This is a genomic window from Micromonospora sp. NPDC003944 (assembly GCF_053605225.1).
On the sequence record NZ_JBSGIV010000101.1, the window covers coordinates 1 to 17,064 of the forward strand.

The 17,064-nt window shown below is 72.3% G+C and carries 15 protein-coding genes; 11 read left to right on the forward strand and 4 right to left on the reverse strand.

Annotated features, from left to right (window positions below; all coding sequences use genetic code 11):
• Positions 1 to 1,179: flavin monoamine oxidase family protein (locus ACWER9_RS30105; RefSeq protein ID WP_452305021.1), on the reverse strand; the 1,179-nt coding region annotated here is incomplete at its 3' end.
• A 163-nt stretch (positions 1,180 to 1,342) separates the two neighbouring features.
• Between ACWER9_RS30105 and ACWER9_RS30110 the strand changes: the two genes are divergently transcribed.
• From ACWER9_RS30110 to ACWER9_RS30120, 3 genes are all read left to right on the forward strand, one after another.
• On the forward strand, positions 1,343 to 1,699 hold the full coding sequence (locus ACWER9_RS30110; protein ID WP_452305022.1) for a YciI family protein: 357 nt from the start codon (positions 1,343 to 1,345) through the stop codon (positions 1,697 to 1,699).
• Between the two features lie 2 nt (positions 1,700 to 1,701).
• Positions 1,702 to 2,913: an RNA polymerase sigma factor gene (locus tag ACWER9_RS30115; RefSeq protein WP_452305023.1), complete on the forward strand. Its 1,212-nt coding sequence runs from the start codon at positions 1,702 to 1,704 to the stop codon at positions 2,911 to 2,913.
• Positions 2,914 to 2,980: 67 nt separating this feature from the next.
• Entirely contained in the window at positions 2,981 to 4,114 is a 1,134-nt protein-coding gene (locus tag ACWER9_RS30120; RefSeq protein WP_452305024.1) for a carboxylate-amine ligase, read from the forward strand.
• 11 nt (positions 4,115 to 4,125) lie between these two features.
• Here the strand turns inward: ACWER9_RS30120 and ACWER9_RS30125 are convergent, their stop codons facing one another.
• Together ACWER9_RS30125 and ACWER9_RS30130 are read right to left on the reverse strand one after the other, a co-directional pair.
• Positions 4,126 to 5,910 (reverse strand): N-acetylglutaminylglutamine amidotransferase, encoded by a 1,785-nt coding sequence (locus ACWER9_RS30125; RefSeq protein WP_452305025.1) that lies wholly within the window; start codon positions 5,908 to 5,910, stop codon positions 4,126 to 4,128.
• Positions 5,911 to 6,040: 130 nt separating this feature from the next.
• Positions 6,041 to 6,472 (reverse strand): MarR family winged helix-turn-helix transcriptional regulator, encoded by a 432-nt coding sequence (locus tag ACWER9_RS30130; protein ID WP_452305026.1) that lies wholly within the window; start codon positions 6,470 to 6,472, stop codon positions 6,041 to 6,043.
• A 96-nt stretch (positions 6,473 to 6,568) separates the two neighbouring features.
• On the opposite strand from ACWER9_RS30130, the gene ACWER9_RS30135 reads away from it, so the two are divergent.
• A complete protein-coding gene (locus ACWER9_RS30135; protein ID WP_452305027.1) occupies positions 6,569 to 8,347 on the forward strand; it encodes an ABC transporter ATP-binding protein in 1,779 nt (592 codons plus the stop codon).
• A gap of 45 nt (positions 8,348 to 8,392) precedes the next feature.
• Here ACWER9_RS30135 and ACWER9_RS30140 read toward each other — a convergent pair whose 3' ends face one another.
• Positions 8,393 to 9,298, reverse strand: coding sequence for a TetR family transcriptional regulator (locus ACWER9_RS30140; RefSeq protein ID WP_452305028.1), 906 nt, complete (start codon positions 9,296 to 9,298; stop codon positions 8,393 to 8,395).
• Between the two features lie 109 nt (positions 9,299 to 9,407).
• Here ACWER9_RS30140 and ACWER9_RS30145 point away from each other — a divergent pair, with 109 nt between their 5' ends.
• From ACWER9_RS30145 to ACWER9_RS30175, 7 genes are all read left to right on the forward strand, one after another.
• Positions 9,408 to 10,367 (forward strand): ABC transporter ATP-binding protein, encoded by a 960-nt coding sequence (locus tag ACWER9_RS30145; RefSeq protein ID WP_452305029.1) that lies wholly within the window; start codon positions 9,408 to 9,410, stop codon positions 10,365 to 10,367.
• On the forward strand, positions 10,364 to 11,989 hold the full coding sequence (locus tag ACWER9_RS30150) for an ABC transporter permease (protein ID WP_452305030.1): 1,626 nt from the start codon (positions 10,364 to 10,366) through the stop codon (positions 11,987 to 11,989). Before ACWER9_RS30145 ends, ACWER9_RS30150 begins: the two co-directional genes overlap by 4 nt.
• A gap of 234 nt (positions 11,990 to 12,223) precedes the next feature.
• Positions 12,224 to 13,120, forward strand: coding sequence for an endonuclease domain-containing protein (locus ACWER9_RS30155; protein WP_452305031.1), 897 nt, complete (start codon positions 12,224 to 12,226; stop codon positions 13,118 to 13,120).
• A gap of 49 nt (positions 13,121 to 13,169) precedes the next feature.
• Positions 13,170 to 13,727, forward strand: coding sequence for a hypothetical protein (locus ACWER9_RS30160; RefSeq protein ID WP_452305032.1), 558 nt, complete (start codon positions 13,170 to 13,172; stop codon positions 13,725 to 13,727).
• A gap of 228 nt (positions 13,728 to 13,955) precedes the next feature.
• On the forward strand, positions 13,956 to 14,543 hold the full coding sequence (locus ACWER9_RS30165) for a restriction endonuclease (RefSeq protein WP_452305033.1): 588 nt from the start codon (positions 13,956 to 13,958) through the stop codon (positions 14,541 to 14,543).
• Positions 14,544 to 14,636: 93 nt separating this feature from the next.
• On the forward strand, positions 14,637 to 14,813 hold the full coding sequence (locus tag ACWER9_RS30170; protein WP_452305034.1) for an SHOCT domain-containing protein: 177 nt from the start codon (positions 14,637 to 14,639) through the stop codon (positions 14,811 to 14,813).
• Between the two features lie 52 nt (positions 14,814 to 14,865).
• Positions 14,866 to 17,064 (forward strand): protein kinase domain-containing protein (locus ACWER9_RS30175; RefSeq protein WP_452305035.1); only part of this gene is annotated, 2,199 nt, incomplete at its 3' end.

The window sequence follows — 17,064 nt, forward strand, 5'->3', positions numbered from 1 at the left end:
GCAGCCCCGGGTCCACTCCTGGGCCGACCAGTCGTACTCGATGAGGTCCACCGGGTCTTCGGCGCGCGGCCCGACCACGCCGGCGAACGCCTCCAGCAGGCATCGCCGACGTCGCGCGGGGGACATGCCGCGCAGCGTGGCCGCGTCGGTGGAGTAGCTGAACCCGGTCAGCACCCCGAGCGGCGAGGTCGGGGTGGAGTTGTCGACGGTCTCGGTGAGCGGACCGGCGTTGCTTGTGGACACCCCGGAACTCCCGTCGGCACGCCAGAACGGCTCCGGGTAGACGGCATGCACCTTCAGCGCCGAACCCATCGGCATCCGTTGGGTCAGCCCGTCCCGTAACGGGGGCAGCGGCGGGTCGTACCGGATCCGGCCGGCCAGTGCCGGGGCCAGCGCGACCACCACGGCGTCACCGTCGACGCGCCCGGTGTCGGTCCACGCGCTCGCGCCGTCGACGCTCTGTTCGATGGCCCGCACCGGCGCGGCAAGCGTCAGCGCGCCCGGTGGCAGGGCGGTGGCCATCCGCTCGGCCAGCGCCGACGGCCCGCCGACGATGCGGTCCTGCTGCGCCCCGCCGGCCATCCCCAACAGCGGACCGGTCCCGCCGGCGCTGCGCAGGTAGAACAGCAGGTGCAACAGGGACAGCTCGTCCGCGCCGGTGGCGAGCAGCCCACCGGCGAGCAGCCTCCCCAGGTAGTCGGCGGTGTCGTCGTCTCCGGCCGTGGTGGCGAGCCACCCGCCGAGGGTCGTCCGGTCCCACCGCGCGGCCTCCGGCGCGGTCCAGGGCGCGGCCGGGTCCAGCCGTGCGGCGTACTCGTCGAGCAGGCCGAGGATCCGGCCGACCTGCGCCGGCGGCTCGGCGCGGCGCTGACCGGCCCAGAGCAGCGTGGGCGCGCCGGCCGACGCCGAGGCGAAGGTGGCCAGCCCGTGCTCGGCGAGCAACTCGTACATCCGGTCCTGGGTCGGGCCGACCCACTGCGCACCCAGGTCGAGCTGCGTGAGCTCGGGCAGCCACCGGGTCAGCACCCGACCGCCCACCCGGTCGCGGGCCTCCAGCACCCGCACCTGGGCGCCGGCACGGTCCAGCGCCAGCGCGGCCGCGAGACCGGAGAAACCGGCACCCACCACGACCACCCGCAAGCCGTCGACCACACCGGGGTCTACCCACAACCGTCGCATGCATGACAACCGGCGTCGACCGCGACGGCTGCGGTGGGTGGCCGCGCTGGGGGCGCCGGATCGGCCGCCGCGAAACATCGTGCCGACCTGTCGATCGGGGCGGTGGCCGATCGTATGGAGGATGAGAGGTCGGTGCGAGACCGGCCGCGCGCGAGGAGGAACCATGACGTTGTACCTGCTCAGCCTCCACCAACCACAGGGTGAGCTGCCGCCGGAGCCGGAGTTCCTGGCCGGAGTGATGCGCCAGCTCGGCGAGCTGCGCGACGAGTTGGCGTCCACCGGGTCGTGGGTCTTCGGGCAGGGCCTGCACGGGCCGGAGACCGCCACCGTGCTGCGCGCCCGTGACGGCGAGGTGCTGATCACCGACGGGCCGTTCGTCGAGGGCAAGGAGTACCTGGGCGGCATCACGATCATCGACGTGCCGGACCTGGACGCCGCCCTGGACTGGGGTCGCCGTTACGCGGTGGCGACCACGCTCCCGATCGAGGTGCGCCCCTTCCAGGGCGGGGCCGGCGACTGACCGTGTCCGACGTGGAGGCGGTGTTCCGCGCGGAGTACGGCCGGGCGGTCGCCGTCCTGGTCCGCCTCCTCGGCGACATCGAGCTTGCCGAGGAGGCCGTCCAGGACGCCTTCGCCGTTGCGGTGGCCCGGTGGCCGACCACCGGCCCGCCGCCCAGTCCGGCCGGTTGGATCATCACCACCGCCCGCCACCAGGCCATCGACCGGCTGCGCCGCGAGGCGTCCCGGCCCGAGCGGCAGGCCCAGGCGGCCCTGCTGTTCGCCGCCGCCGAACCCGTCGAGGAGGGACCGGTGCGCGACGACCGGCTCCGGCTGATCTTCACCTGCTGCCATCCGGCGCTCGCCCCGGCCGCCCGGGTCGCCCTCACCCTGCGGCTGCTCGGCGGCCTGAGCACCGCCGAGATCTCCCGAGCCTTCCTGGTGCCGGAGCCGACGATGGCGCAGCGCCTGGTCCGCGCCAAGTCGAAGATCCGCAACGCGGGAATCCCGTACCGGGTGCCCCGTGACGCCGACCTGCCCGACCGGCTGCACGGCGTCCTCGCGGTGCTCTACCTGATCTTCAACGAGGGGTACACGGCAAGCGCCGGCCCGCACCTGGTCCGCAGCGAGCTGTGCGTCGAGGCGATCCGGTTGACCCGCCTGCTGGTGGAGCTGATGCCGGACGAGCCGGAGGCCGTCGGCCTGCTCGCGCTGATGCTGCTCACCGAGTCCCGTCGCGCCGCGCGGACCACCGCCGACGGCGCCCTCGTGCCGTTGCCGGAACAGGACCGAGGCCGCTGGGACGCCGAGCTGATCACCGAGGGGCAGGCGCTGGTGCGCCGCTGCCTGCGCCGCGACCGGCCCGGCCCGTACCAGATCCAGGCCGCGATCGCCGCCGTGCACAGCGTCGCGCGGCGCGCCGCCGACACCGACTGGCCGCAGATCCTTGCGCTGTACGACCAGCTCACGGTGGTCGCCCCCAGCCCGGTGGTGGCGCTCAACCGGGCCGTGGCGCTCGCCGAGGTGTCCGGTGCGGCGGTGGCGCTGACCGAGGTGGATCGCCTCGACGACCTGGGCGCCTTCCACGTCCACCACGTGGTCCGGGCCGACCTGCTGGCCCGGCTCGGCCGGCGGCCAGAGGCAGTCGAGGCGTACCGGACGGCCGTCGCTCTGACCGACAACGCGGCCGAACGGGCCTTTCTCACCGCGCGCGCGACGGCCCTCGCGGCGCCCTGAACGGGCGTTTGCCGCAGGGGCGCTCGGGAACCCGAGGCACCGCCGCAGCAGGGGATGGGGAGGGGCCATGGCGTACCGTCCGACCGCCGTCGACACCGCGCCCGACCTGTCCACCCTCACGCTCGGGGTGGAGGAGGAGTACCTGCTGCTCGACCCGGCCAGCGGCCGGAACCTGCCGGTCGCCGACCAGGTGCTCGCCGCGCTGCGCGGTCCTGCCCGGGACCAGAGCCGCCAGGAGTTCCGGCACAGCATGGTGGAGATGGTCACCCCGGTCTGCGCGGACCTCACCGAACTGCGCGCACACCTGGTGTCCCTGCGTCGCTCCGCCGCCGAGGCCGCCACGGCGGCCGGGGCCCGACTGGTGGCGGTCGGCGCCACCCCGCTGGCCGAGCCGCACCGGACGGTCCCGGACGAGCCGCGCTACCACGCCATGTCCCGCCGGTACGGGCCGGTGGCGCACGACCCGGCGGTGTGCGGCTGCCACGTGCACGTCGGACTGCCCGACCGGGAGCTGGCCGTGCAGGTCTGCAACCACCTGCGGGTGTGGCTGCCGGTGGTGCAGGCGATCACCACCAACTCGCCGCTGCACGACGGGTACGACACCGGGCACGCCAGTTGGCGGTCCATGCAGTTGGAGCGCTGGCCGAGCATCGGACCGACGCCGTACTTCGACTCCGCCGCCGACTACGACCGCACCGTCGACGAGCTGATCGCCGCCGGCATCATGCTCGACGCGGCGATGGTCTACTGGTACGCCCGACCGTCGTCGGCGTACCCGACGGTGGAGGTGCGGGTCGGTGACGTGTGCACCGAGGTGGACGACGCGGTGCTCGTCGCCGCGCTGGTCCGGTCCCTGGTGGCGACCCTCGCCGACGACGTACGCGCCGGGGTGACCGCCCCGAACGTCCGGGACTGTCTGGTCGCGGCGGCGCACTGGCGGGCCGCCCACGACGGACTCGACGGTGAGCTGATCGACCTGCGGGCCGGTGGCGCCCGGCCCGCCTGGGCGCTCGTCGACGAGCTGATGGCGGTGATCGCGCCGGCCCTGCTACGCCACGGCGACCTCGGGTACGTCTTGGCGCAGCTCGCCCGGCTGCGCCGCGACGGCACCGGCGCGACCCGGCAGCGGCGGGTGCTGGAGCACGCCGGCGACCTGCGCGCGGTCGTCGACGACCTGATCGCCCGCACGGCGGCGGTCTGACCGGGCGCGTTTCAGCGGATGTCGTGCGTCTGCAGCCACAACTCCAGCAGGCCGAGCTGCCACAGCTTGTTGCTGCCGGCCGCCGCCTCCGCCCGGTCCGGCTCGGCGAGCAGGTGTGCCACGTACTCGGGGCGGAACAGCCCTCGCTCACGCGCGGCCGGCGCCTGCAACGCCTCGGCGACCAGCTCGCGCACCGGGCCGTCCACGTTGCGCAGCGCCGGCACCGGGAAGTAGCCCTTGGGCCGGTCGACCACCTCGGCGGGCAGCACCTCCCGGGCGACCTCCTTGAGCACGCCCTTGCCGCCCTGGGCGACCTTGAGCTCCGGTGGGCAGTGCGCGGCCAGGGTGACCAGGTCCTGGTCGAGGAAGGGCGTGCGCACCTCCAGACCCCACGCCATGCTCATGCTGTCGACCCGCTTGACCGGGTCGTCGGGGAGCATCAGGTGGGTGTCCAGGCGCAGCACGGCGTCGAGCGCGGTCTGCGCCCCGGGCGCGGCGAGGTGTCCGGCGAGCAGGTCCCGGCTGGCGTCGTGCTCCAGCGCGTACGCCGGGCCGACGATGCGGCGCAGCTCGTCGTGGTCACGGTCGAAGAACGCGGCGGCGAACGTCTCGGCGGCACCGTGCCGGGGCGCCTCGACAAGCGGCTGGTGGTAGCCGTAGCCGGCGAACACCTCGTCCGCGCCCTGCCCCGACTGCGCCACCTTCACATGCTGTGCCACCTGCTGGGAGAGCAGGTGGAAGGCGACCACGTCGTGGCTGCCCATCGGCTCGGTCATCGCCAGCACGGCCTGCCGGACGGCGGGCACCAGGTCGTCGTCGGCCAGCCGGATCCGCTGGTGGTCGGTGTCGTACGACCGGGCCACCAGGTCGGAGTAGTGGAACTCGTCGCCGGACTCGCCGTCGCGGCTGTCGAAGCCGATGCTGAACGTCCGCAGGTGGTGCTGGCCCGCCTCGGCGAGCAGCGCCACGATGAGGCTGGAGTCCAGCCCGCCGGAGAGCAGCACCCCCACCGGCACGTCGGCGACCAGCCGTCGGCGTACCGCGGCACGCAGCGCGTCCCCGATCGCGGCCCGCCAGTCGGCGGCGTCCATCTCCGCGTCGGCGGGCTCCCGCACGTAGTCGGGCCGCCAGTAGACCTCCTCGCGGCTGCGCCCGTCCGCCTCGATCACCCGCAGGGTGGCCGGCGGTAGCTTGCGCACGCCGCGCAGCACGGTGCGCGGCGCGGGCACGATGGAGTGCCAGGACAGGTAGTGGTGCAGCGCCACCGGGTCGATGCCGGTGTCGACGTCGCCGGCGGCCAGCAGCGCGGGCAGGGTGGAGGCGAACCGGAGCCGCCCCGGCGTCTCGGCGAGGTAGAGCGGTTTGATGCCGAGCCGGTCGCGGGCCAGGACCAGCCGCCGCCGGGCCCGGTCGACGAGCCCGATCGCGAACATGCCGACCAGGTGGTCGACGAACCGTTCACCCCAGTGGGCGTACGCCACCAGGATCACCTCGGTGTCGCTTGTGGAGTGGAAGTCGTACCCGGCACGGCGCAGCTCCTCGCGCAGCTCCGGATAGTTGTAGATGCAGCCGTTGAAGACCAGGGCCAGGCCCAGGTCGTCGCGGACCATCGGTTGCCCACCCGCGTCGGACAGGTCGATGATGGTCAGCCGGCGGTGCCCGAGGGTCACCCAGCCGTCGGCGAGCAGGCCCTCGTCGTCCGGGCCGCGTGAGCGCATCGCCTCGGTCATCCGGGTCACCGCCGCCGCGTCGGGCGACCGGCCGTCGAATCGCGCCTCCCCGCTGATTCCGCACATCAGCCGGGGCGGTGCTGGTCCAGGGCAGGCATGGCCCCTCCTGTCAGGTCTCCCCGACTGGTGGTGGCGGGGCCCGCGGTGAAACGGGGCCGCTGGCTACCCGGGCGTGGGGCGGGCAAACCCGCAGGTCTCAGGTACGCAGGGTGCGCAGGATGCGGGCCAGTTCGGCGCGGTCGGCGTCGTCGAGGTGGCCGAAGAAGCGGTCCGCCTCGGCTCGGCGCGCGGCCCGGATGGCGGTGCTGACGCGGTGGCCCTCCTCGGTGAGCGCGACCAGCGTCGCCCGCCGGTCCGCCGGGTCGGGTCGGCGCTCGACCAGCCCTCGGGTCTGCAGGTCGTCGACCACCTCGGTCGCCGAGCGGGGCGCGATGCGCAGGTGCTCGGCGAGGGTGCCGGGGCGTACCTCGCCGTGCCGGGCGAGCACGCCGAGGGCGCGGGACTGGCTGGGCGTGACGTCCCAGGGCACCAGCGAGTCCTTGGTCTGCCGGCGCAGACGGGACGCCACCGCCCAGAACGTCTCCGCCAGGCTCTCGTCGTCGGCGTTCTCGACGGTGTGCTCGGTCACCGGAATACGGTAGCAGGATATGTGGTTGCTCCCTCATGATGAGGTAACCTCAGCAATGTTGTCGACGAGAGGCAGTACCCCTTGGAACCCACCCCGATGGGCCGCGACCGCGGCCACCGCACCCTCAGCGCCGAAGAGAAGACGCAGGCCCGTCAGGTGTCGCTGCGTCGCATCGGCCGCCTGTTCACCCCGCACCGGCCCGCGCTGGCCGCCGTCACCGCGATCATCGTGATCTCCTCGATCATCGCGATGGCCAGTCCGTTCCTGCTGCGTGCCGTGATCGACCGGGCCCTGCCGCAGGGCGACGTGCCGCTGCTGGTCTGGCTGGTCCTCGGCATGGTCGCCGTCGCGGCGGTGACCTCCGCGCTGGGCGTCGTGCAGACCTGGATCTCCACCCAGGTCGGCCAGCGGGTCATGCACCGGCTGCGCACCGACGTCTTCAGCCACCTCCAGCGCCAGTCGCTGGGCTTCTTCACCCGCACCCGCACCGGCGAGGTGCAGTCGCGGATCACCAACGACATCGGCGGCATGCAGTCGGTGGTCACCTCCACCGCCACCGCCGTCGCGGCAAACCTCACCACCGTCGTCGCCACGGCGGTCGCCATGGTCGCGCTCTCCTGGCAGCTCTCCCTCGTCTCGCTCGTGGTGCTGCCGCCGGCCATCTGGCTGACCCGTCGGGTCGCCCGGATGCGCCGCGAGATCACCGCCCAGCGGCAACGCGAACTCGCCGACCTCAACGTCACCGTCGAGGAGGGGCTCTCGATCAGCGGCGTGCAACTGGCCAAGACCCTCGGCACCGGCCCCGCGCTGATCGAGCGGTTCACCGCCTCCTCGGCCCGCCTGGTCGACCTGGAGCTGCGCAGTGAGCTGGCCGGCCGCTGGCGGATGGCCTCGATGAGCATCATCTTCGCCGCCGTACCCGCGGTCATCTACCTCGCCGCTGGGCTGCCCGGCACCGCCGGCACCCTGAGCATCGGCACCCTGGTCGCCTTCACCGCCCTGCAGGGCGGCCTGTTCCGGCCGCTGATGGGGCTGCTCAACGTGGGTGTCTCCCTCACCGCGTCGCTGGCGCTCTTCGCCCGGATCTTCGAGTACCTGGACCTCCCCGTCGACGTGGCCGACCCCGCCGAGCCGGTCCACCTCGACCCCACCCGGGTCCGTGGTCACCTGCGCCTGGAGGACGTCACCTTCGGCTACCCGGGCAGCGACACCGCGGCCCTCGCCGGGATCACCCTCGACGTGCCCGCCGGCACCAGCCTCGCCCTGGTCGGCGAGACCGGCTCCGGCAAGAGCACGCTCGCCGGGCTGGTCAGCCGGCTGCACGACCCGAGCGCCGGCCGGATCACCGTCGACGGTGTCGACCTGCGTGACCTGCGCCTGGTCGACCTGGCCGCGATCGTCGGCGTGGTCAGCCAGGAGACGTACCTGCTGCACACCACCGTCCGGGAGAACCTGCGCTACGCCCGGCCGGAGGCCACCGACGCCGAGATCGAGGACGCCGCGCGCGCCGCCCAGATCCACGACCTCATCGCCGGCCTGCCCGACGGGTACGACACCATGGTCGGCTCGCGCGGCCACCGGTTCTCCGGCGGCGAGAAGCAGCGCCTCGCCATCGCCCGCACGCTGCTGCGCGACCCGCGCGTCCTGGTCCTCGACGAGGCCACAAGCGCACTCGACACCGAGACCGAACGGGCCGTACAGCGGGCCTTCGACGTGCTCGCCCAGGGGCGCACCACGATCACCATCGCGCACCGGCTCTCCACCGTGCGCGACGCCGACCAGATCGCGGTGCTCGACCACGGTCGGATCGTCGAGGCCGGCACCCATGACAGCCTGCTGGACCGCAACGGCCGCTACGCCACGCTGGCGGCCTGACCCACCGGCTCACAACTGTCTCGAAACAGTATGAGAACTGTCTCGTTATGGTGCCGTCAGGTGCCGGTAGACGGTGGCCCGCGAGACCCCCAGCGCGGCGGCGATGGCGTCCACCGAGTGGGTGCCCGCCGCGTGCATCCGTCGGGCCGCCTCGACCTGCTCCCGGCTCAAGGCGGGCGGCCGTCCCGGCCGTCGCCGCCGGCTCGCCACCCCCACGCCGCTGGCTGCCCCCGTGCCGGTCACCCCCGTGCCGGCTGCTCCCGCGCCGCTGGCCGCGCCCGGTAGGGTCGCCGGGCTCCCGCTCGGCGGGCCCGCGCCCGTCGCGGTCGGGTGGGTCGAGGTCGCGGGGGTCGGGGTCTGGTGCGCCGGCGGCAGGGTCGTCGGCGGTGCGGCCGCAGGGTCCGTGGGCAGCGGGGCCAGCAGTCGGCGTACGCCGTCGAGCATGTCGGCGCGCAGCACCTCGTCGGACACGTCGGTGAAGAAGACGATCGGGTCGCTGCACGCGCCCAACGCCTGCACCGCGGAGACCCGCTCGCGTCGGCCCGCGTTCGGCCCGGCGATGAGGTCGTTCGCCCGCATCGCGACCTCCATGAGCCGGTGGTACGTGTCGCCCCGGCCGATCAGCGCGATGTCGTGGAAGAGCATGCCGAGCGGGCGGCGGTGGGCGAGCATGATGTCCACCCAGCCCTCCACGACCGTCCACCGGGCCCGTTCGGTGGGCTGCGTCCGGGCCGCGTCGAGCAGCGCCTCCAGGTCCGCGACCAACGGCTCGACCAGGGCGGCGAGCAGGTGCTCCTTGGCCGGGAAGTGGTAGAGGACCGCGGTCTTGGTGACACGCAGCCGCTCGCCGATCTGACGCAGCGAGGTGCGCTGGTAGCCGTGTTCGGCGAACAGGTCGAGCGCGGCGCGCAGGATCCGGGTGCGGGTGTCGTCCGCGGGATCGGCGGTCATGCCGGCCAGCCTAGCGACGTCCTGACCAGTGGGCACGGTCACCATTGATTCGACTGACCGATGGTCAGTACAGTGGTGACTGTCGACGCATTCAACCGCAGGAGGGGCGATGCCCGTCATCTCGATCGACAACCTGGTCAAGACGTTCGGAGCCGTCCGGGCCCTCGACGGGCTGGACCTGCGCGTCGAGCAGGGGGAGGTGCACGGCTTCCTCGGGCCCAACGGCTCCGGAAAGTCCACCACCATCCGCATCCTGCTCGGGCTGCTCCGCCGTGACTCCGGTGACGCCCAGGTGCTCGGCGGCGACCCGTGGCGCGACGCGGTACGCCTGCACCGGCGACTCGCGTACGTGCCCGGCGACGTCAACCTCTGGCCCAACCTCACCGGTGGGGAAGCGATCGACCTGCTCGGTCGGCTACGCGGCGGCCTCGACCGACACCGCCGCGACGAGCTGCTGCACCGCTTCGACCTGGACCCGACCCGCCGCTGCCGCACGTACTCCAAGGGCAACCGGCAGAAGGTCGCCATCGTCGCCGCCTTCGCCAGCGCGGTGGAGCTGTACGTACTCGACGAGCCGACCTCCGGCCTCGACCCCCTGATGGAGGCGGTGTTCCAGGACGAGGTCCGGCGGGTCAAGCAGGCCGGTGCCACGGTGCTGCTCTCCAGCCACGTGCTCGCCGAGGTCGAAGCGCTCTGCGACCGGGTCAGCATCATCCGTGAGGGCCGCACCGTCGAGTCCGGCACCCTCGCCGAGCTGCGCCACCTCACCCGCACGGCGGTGACCGTCGAGACGGCCCGCCCGGTCACCGGCCTGGACGCGCTGCCCGGCGTGCACGACGTGCACGAGGTCGACGGCCGTACCCACCTGGAGGTCGAGCCCGCCCACCTCGACGAGCTGCTCGGGCAGCTCATCCGCTCCGGCGTCCGTGCGCTGACCAGCACGCCGCCCACCCTGGAGCAGCTCTTCCTGCGCCACTACGGTGACGACCCCGCCGCGGGTCCGGCGTCGGCCGATGCTCCTGCCGTCCGTGCCGGGTCGGCCGGTGTTCCTGGCGCGGGTGCCCGGTGAGCGCCCTCACCGGCACCGCCCTGCTGGCCCGGCTCGTGCTACGCCGCGACCGGATCCGCCTCGCGATCTGGGTCCTCGGCACGCCCCTGCTCGGCTACGCCCTCGCCGGCAGCGTCGCCGGCATCTACCCGGACCAGGAGACCCGGCTGGGCTACGCCACCACCTCCGCGTCCAGCCTGGTGGCCCGCGCCTTCAACGGCCCCATCCACGGCACCGACCTCGGTGCCGTGGTGGTCGCCGAGACGTACGTGACGCTGGCCCTGATCGTCGCCCTGCTGAGCACCTTCGCGGTGACCCGGCACACCCGCCAGAACGAAGAGACCGGCCGGGCCGAACTGCTCGGCGCCAACGTGGTCGGCAGGTACGCGCCGCTCACCGCCGCGCTGCTCGTCATCGTCGCGGCGAACACCCTGGCCGCCGCGCTGCTCACGGTCGCGCTGCTCGGCGCCGGCCTACCGCTCGCCGGCTCCGTCGCGGCAGCCGGCGCGATCGGCGGCGTCGGGGTCGCCTTCACCGCTATCGCCGCGGTCACCGCCCAGCTCTCCGTCACCGCGCGCGGCGCCAACGCGCTCGCCGCCGCCACCGTCGGGCTCTCCTTCGTCCTGCGCGCCGCCGGCGACGTGCTCGGTGAACAGAGCGCCGACGGGACCCGCGTCCGGAGCGCCTGGCCGTCCTGGATCTCCCCGCTCGGCTGGGGCAACCAGGTGCGGGCCTTCGACGGCGAACGCTGGTTGGTGCTCGCCCTGCCCGTCGCACTGCTGCTCGCCGGGGTGGCGCTGGCGTACGCCCTCGCCGAACGACGCGACCAGGGCGCCGGGCTGATCGCCCCCCGACGCGGCCCGGCCACCGGCGCGCCACGGCTGCTCAGCCCCGCCGGCCTGGCCTGGCGGATGCAGCGCGGCACGCTGCTCGGCTGGGCGGTCGGGGTGGCCGTGCTCGGCCTCTCCATGGGCGTCGCCGCCGACGAGTTCAACGACATGATCGACGCGAACCCGGCCGCCGCCGAAGCCATCAACGCGATGGGCGGCGGAGCCGACCTGATCGACGCGTACCTGGCCGCGATGCTCGCCCTCTTCGCCCTGACCATCGGCGCGTACGTCGTGCAGGCCCTGCTCCGGGTACGCGGTGACGAAGCCGACGGAGTGCTGGAGGCCGCCCTCGCCACCTCGGTCAGCCGCACCCGCTGGCTCGGCACCCAGGTGCTCGCCGCGACGCTCGGCGCCCTCGCCCTGCTGCTGCTCGCCGGAGTGACCACCGGCCTCGGCTACGGCATCGTCAGTGGAGACCCCCTCGGCCAGGCCGTCGAGCTGGGCGGCGCCGCGCTGCTGCGCCTGCCCGCCCTGCTGGTGGTGGCCGGGGTGGTGACCGCGCTCTTCGGGCTGCTGCCCCGCTTGTCGGTGGTGCTGTCCTGGACGGTGCTACTGGTCTTCCTGCTCCTCGGGCAACTCGGCGCGGTGCTGGAGCTGCCGCAGGCCGCGCTGGACGTCTCGCCGTACACCCATGTGCCGGCCGTGCCCGCGGCCGACCCGGCGGCGCTTCCCCTGGTGGTGCTTGCGGCGGTGGCCGCGGTCCTGCTCGCCGTCGGCGTGGCCGCCTTCCGCCACCGCGACGTGCCGAGCTGAGGTCTTCCCTTGATCGTTGGCAGTGGAGCGACTCGACACGCCGACGCCAGCCCCGCTGAGCTGCCACCGATCACCTGACATACCACACCTAGGCCCGTGGCTGGACGCCGTGCACATGTCGGCGGTTGTCCACAGAGGCCCGTCCGGTGCGATTGCGGCGGGCGGGGTCAACGCATCACTGTTTCGTGCGTGAACTCGGTGCTTCGGGACCTCGTGGAGCTTGGCGGAGGGCTGGTGACGCTCGGGGCGGCCGAGCAGGTGGTGCCGTCGTGGACGCTTCAGCAGGCTTGCCGCAACGGCGAGTTGGTACGGGTGCTGCCCGAGGTGTTCGTGGCGGCGCACCTCGTCGGTACGCGACCCGGCGCTCCCGTTCTCAGCCGACTCGACCCTGCCATGAGCCAGCGGGCGGCCCTGGCCTGGGCCGACGGCTACGGCGCGCTCAGTCATCTCAGCGCGCTCGCCGTGTGGGGGTTGCGCCCTGAGGTGGCGGGTGACCTCGTGCACTTGAGCGCGCCCGCGAGCGCGAGCCTTCGCACCCGGCCCGGGGTGACCGTGCATCGACGCCGCGGCCTGACCATCGAGCCACCGCAGGTGGTGGTGCGGCGCGGCCTGACGGTCACCCGCCTCGAACAGACCCTCGTCGATTCGTGGCCGGCGTTGCCGCCCGCCGACCGGAGGGCGCCGGTGATCCGAGCGGTAAACGACTGGCTGACCACACCCGAACGTCTGTCGGCAGCCCTGGAGCGAGTGCCCAAGCTGATCGACCGGGCGGCGTTCCGGCATCTGCTGACGACGCTTGTCGACGGTTGCCGTAGCCCGTTGGAAATCTGGGGACATGAGCACGTCTTCACGGGGCCAGGGATGCCGGCGTTCCGTCGCCAGGTGCCGGTTCGCGTCGGGCAGCGCGTGGTGTACCTCGACATGTTTGCCGAGCGGGAACGGGTCAACATCGAACTCGACGGGACCACCACCCATGGCAGCCCAGGCCAGCGTGAGATTGACCTGCGCCGTGATGCCCTGCTGGCGGCCGTCGGGATCCTGGTTGTGCGCTTCGCCCGCCGCCGCCTCGTCTTTGACGTTGACGAAGTGCGCCGGGAGACCCTCGCCATCCTGGCGACCCGCCGATCATGAAGCGTGGCGGAGTCTGAGGGGGTTGACCGGGGCTGGCAGCCTCGACCGCGTGAGCGATCTTCTGACGCAGCTTCCGGCGCTCCTCGGCGTCCTGGTGGGCACCCTGGGCACGATCCTCGCCACCTCGCTCGCCGACCGCGCCCGGTGGCGGCGCAGTCAGAGCGTCCGTTGGGACGAGCGGCGGCTCGACGCGTACGTCGACTACGCGCACGCTCTCAAGGAGAGTCACGCGGTGGCGCTGCGACTGACAGCCGACCACCGACCGGGGTCACGGAGCCACCCCATCGACCGCGAGGAGGGGCTGGCCCGGCTGGCCGAGGCGGACGCGCGGCGCACCATCGTCTGGGAGAACCTGCTGCTGCTCGGCGACGAGCCGACGGTTGCCGCCGCAGCTGGCTGGCGGGACGCGATCTGGCAGGTCGAACGGCTCGCCCGGGGAATCGTCGAGGCACCACCGGACGTGGCGGAGATGCTGACCCGGGTCAACGAGGCACGCGACGGGTACTACCGGGCGGCCCGGCGGAGTCTCGGGGTGCGCGGTGGGTCGGTGGAGCAGTCCGCGACGCTGCGGCAGGCATTGGTCGACAGGTCCACCGCGACGTCGTAGCTGCGGGTGGACTGTCGGCGGGCGTACACCACGGGTTGTTGGATGCTGCCGCCACAATGGAGCCTCCCTACCGGGAGGTGCCTCGTGCCGTATGTCAGGTCACACACCAGGAAGGGCGGCGCGCGGGTTCGGGCGCACTACCGAAGACGACGCACCGGCAGCGTTCGGCGCAGGTCGACGGTCCGCCGTGTGGTCGGTGGCGGCAGATCGGCAAACGGCTGGGTTCTGGTGCTGGGTGCCGTCGTCGGCTTCGTCCTCCTGCGCATGGTCGTCGAGGTCGTGCAGCGGCATCCCTACTGGTCCGCCTTCGTCGTGAGCGCCGCCGTCGCGGTGGCGACCGCGCTGGTGCTCGTCGTGTCCAAGCAGCGGGCCCGCGAGCGGGTCGAGCAGGCCCAACGGGACAGGCTGGTCGCGGTGACCGACACGATGACCGGACCGGATTTCGAGCAGTGGTTCGCCCGGATCCTCGTCGCGTCCGGCTTTCGGAGTGTGACGGTGTGCGGCGGCCCCGGCGACCGGGGAGCGGACGTCCTGGCGATCGCCCCGGACGGCCGGCGCGTCGTGGTGCAGTGCAAGCGGCAGAGCCCTCGCAACCGGGTGGGCAGCGCCGCCATCCAGCGCTTCGCCGGCACCTGCCGGGACATCCACGGTGGTGAGATCTGCATGCTCGTCACGAACAGCTTCTTCACCGCGGGCGACGGCATCCAGCTGGCCCGGCAGCTCGACATCACGCTCGTCGACCGGAGCGCACTGGAGATGTGGGCGTGGACGGGACGACCCGTGGCAGGGTCCATCCTGGGAGGCGGTCCGCACTGACGCGCCTGTGGGCTCGCCGAGTTACCGAACATCCCTGACGCAGCTGGCCGGGGACAAGTTGACAGCAAACGTGCTGCATTCGCGGGTTCACGAATGAATACCCATCACTACGCGGGCCTGCCACCGGTGGCGACGATACCGCCCGCTCCCGTACCCACCGCGGTCGACCCGATCGCGCAGCTCCGTCAGCTCGGCGAGCTGCGTGACGCAGGCATTCTGACCGAAGTCGAATTCGCGAACAAGAAGGTAAGAATTCTCTCCCGGCTCTGATTGCGCAGGTGGGTCCCCGATGGTTCGGCACTTTGCCCCTAGGATCTCTGGAATGCAGGAGGGCCGGTGGACGACGATCACGCCGTCGCAGTTCGCGCACGAGCGGGAAGCGCTGGCGCACGTCCAGGCGCTCCTGCCGGACAGTGAGCCCTACCGTGCCTGGTCGAACTTCACCTTCACCGCCCAGACCGGGCACCCCTACGAGGTTGACCTGTTGGTTGCCGCGCCCGGCGGCCTCTACCTCATCGAGATCAAGAGCCTGAACGGCCGGCTGCGATCCAGCGGCTCCAACTGGATCCTCCAGGGCCCGAACGGCACCCGCACCTTCGACAACCCGCTGCATCTGGCCGACGCCAAGGCGAAGAAACTCAAGTCGTTGCTCCAGGTGGCTGCCTCGCGGCGCAAGGGTCAGCAGGTCAGGATTCCGTTCGTGCAGGCGGCGGTGTTCCTATCCAAGCCCGGTCTACGGGTGGACCTTTCGGAGCATCACCTGCACGGCATCTTCGGTCCGGAGCCGGCCCCGGGTCACGAACCGGGGCTGCTGCCGGCGATCACCTCGCTGCTGGAGCGTCCGCCGCAGGACGAACGGCAGCGGGTCACCAAGGAGATGTCGGCTGCGCTGCCGGACCTTCTCGATGCCGTGGGCATCGCTCGTAGCCGCCGGCACTACCAGATCGGCGCGTGGGAGTTGGAGACCCGCCCGTTCGACGTCGGCCCTACCTGGCAGGACCACCAGGCGCGGCACCGCGATCTGGAGCGCGAACGTCGCCGGGTGCGGATTTACCTGGTCGAGCGCAACGCCGTGCAGACCGAACGGGCCAGCATCGAGCGTGCCGCCAAGCGCGAGATGCTTGCCCTGCACGGCATCAACCACCCCGGCATCGTGCAGGTCGATGCGATGGAGTCGCACGAGGCCGGCCCTGCGCTGGTCTTCCGGTACGACCCTCGGTCGGTGCGTCTCGACCATTACATCGCCCAGTACGGCGACCGACTGGATGCGCTGAGCCGACTCGCGATGATCCGACAGCTTGCCGAGACGGTGGCGTACGCCCATGGTCGGCGTCTGCACCACCGTGCGCTCTCTGCCCGCAGTGTGCTGGTCAACCCCGGCCGGGCGCGGCGTGGTGGCAGCGATGACGAAGCATGGCTGATACCTCAACTACAGATCAGTGACTGGCAGGCAGCGACCCGAGGAGCGGACAGCACTGGTGGCAGCAGCGGTCAGCCTGTGACCCTCTCCTCGCACGCGACCGCTCACATCGAGCGGTCCGCCGAGGCGTACCTCGCTCCGGAGTTGACCGCGCCGACGCCGGATGCGGTGGCGATGGATGTCTTCGGCCTCGGCGCGCTGGCGTACCTGATCCTGACCGGTCAACCACCGGCCACGAAGCGCCCCGAACTGCTGGCCCGACTGGCCCGGGACAATGGTCTGCGGGCCACCGCTGTTGCCGACGGCATCAGCGAGTTCGCCGACGAGTTGATCCAAGCCGCCACCGCGCCAATTCCGGCCCAGCGGCTCACCACGGTCGCCGACTTCGTCGAGATGCTCCAGCTCGTCGAGGACGAGTTGACCAGCCCGCCACCAGGCTCTGTGCACCCGGAAGAGCCGGCGCCGGAGCAGCCTGACCCGCTGGAGGCGCGCGGGGGCGACCGAGTCGGCGAGTGGAAGATCGTCCGCCGCCTCGGCACCGGCTCGACCTGTCGGGCATTCCTTGGCTTCAACGAGCGCACCAGGCGGGAAGAAGTCCTGAAGGTCGGGCTCTCCGACGAGAAGGGTGCCCGGCTGGCCCACGAGGCCCGCGTCCTCGGCCCGCTCACCGACTCCCGGGTGATCCGGCTGGCCCGGCCGGAGCCGTTGCAACTGGGCAACCGCACCGTCGTGGTCCTTGAGCACGCTGGCGACCACACCCTGGCGCGGAAGCTGCGTGACGACGGTCGGCTCACGGTCGACGAGTTGGAGACGTACAGCGACTACCTTTTTGGTGCCCTCGACTATCTGGAGGGCGAGGGTGTCTACCACCGCGACATCAAACCGGACAACATCGCCATCCGAGTGCGGCCCAACCGCACCAGGCAGCTGGTGCTCTTCGACTTCTCCCTGGCTGGAGTCTCGGTCAAGGAGATCATCGCCGGTACTCCGCGCTATCTGGACCCGTTCCTCGGCGCCGCGAATCGTCAGGTCTACGACAAACACGCCGAGTGGTACGCACTCGCGGTCACCCTGCACGAGATGGCCTCCGGAGAGCTGCCG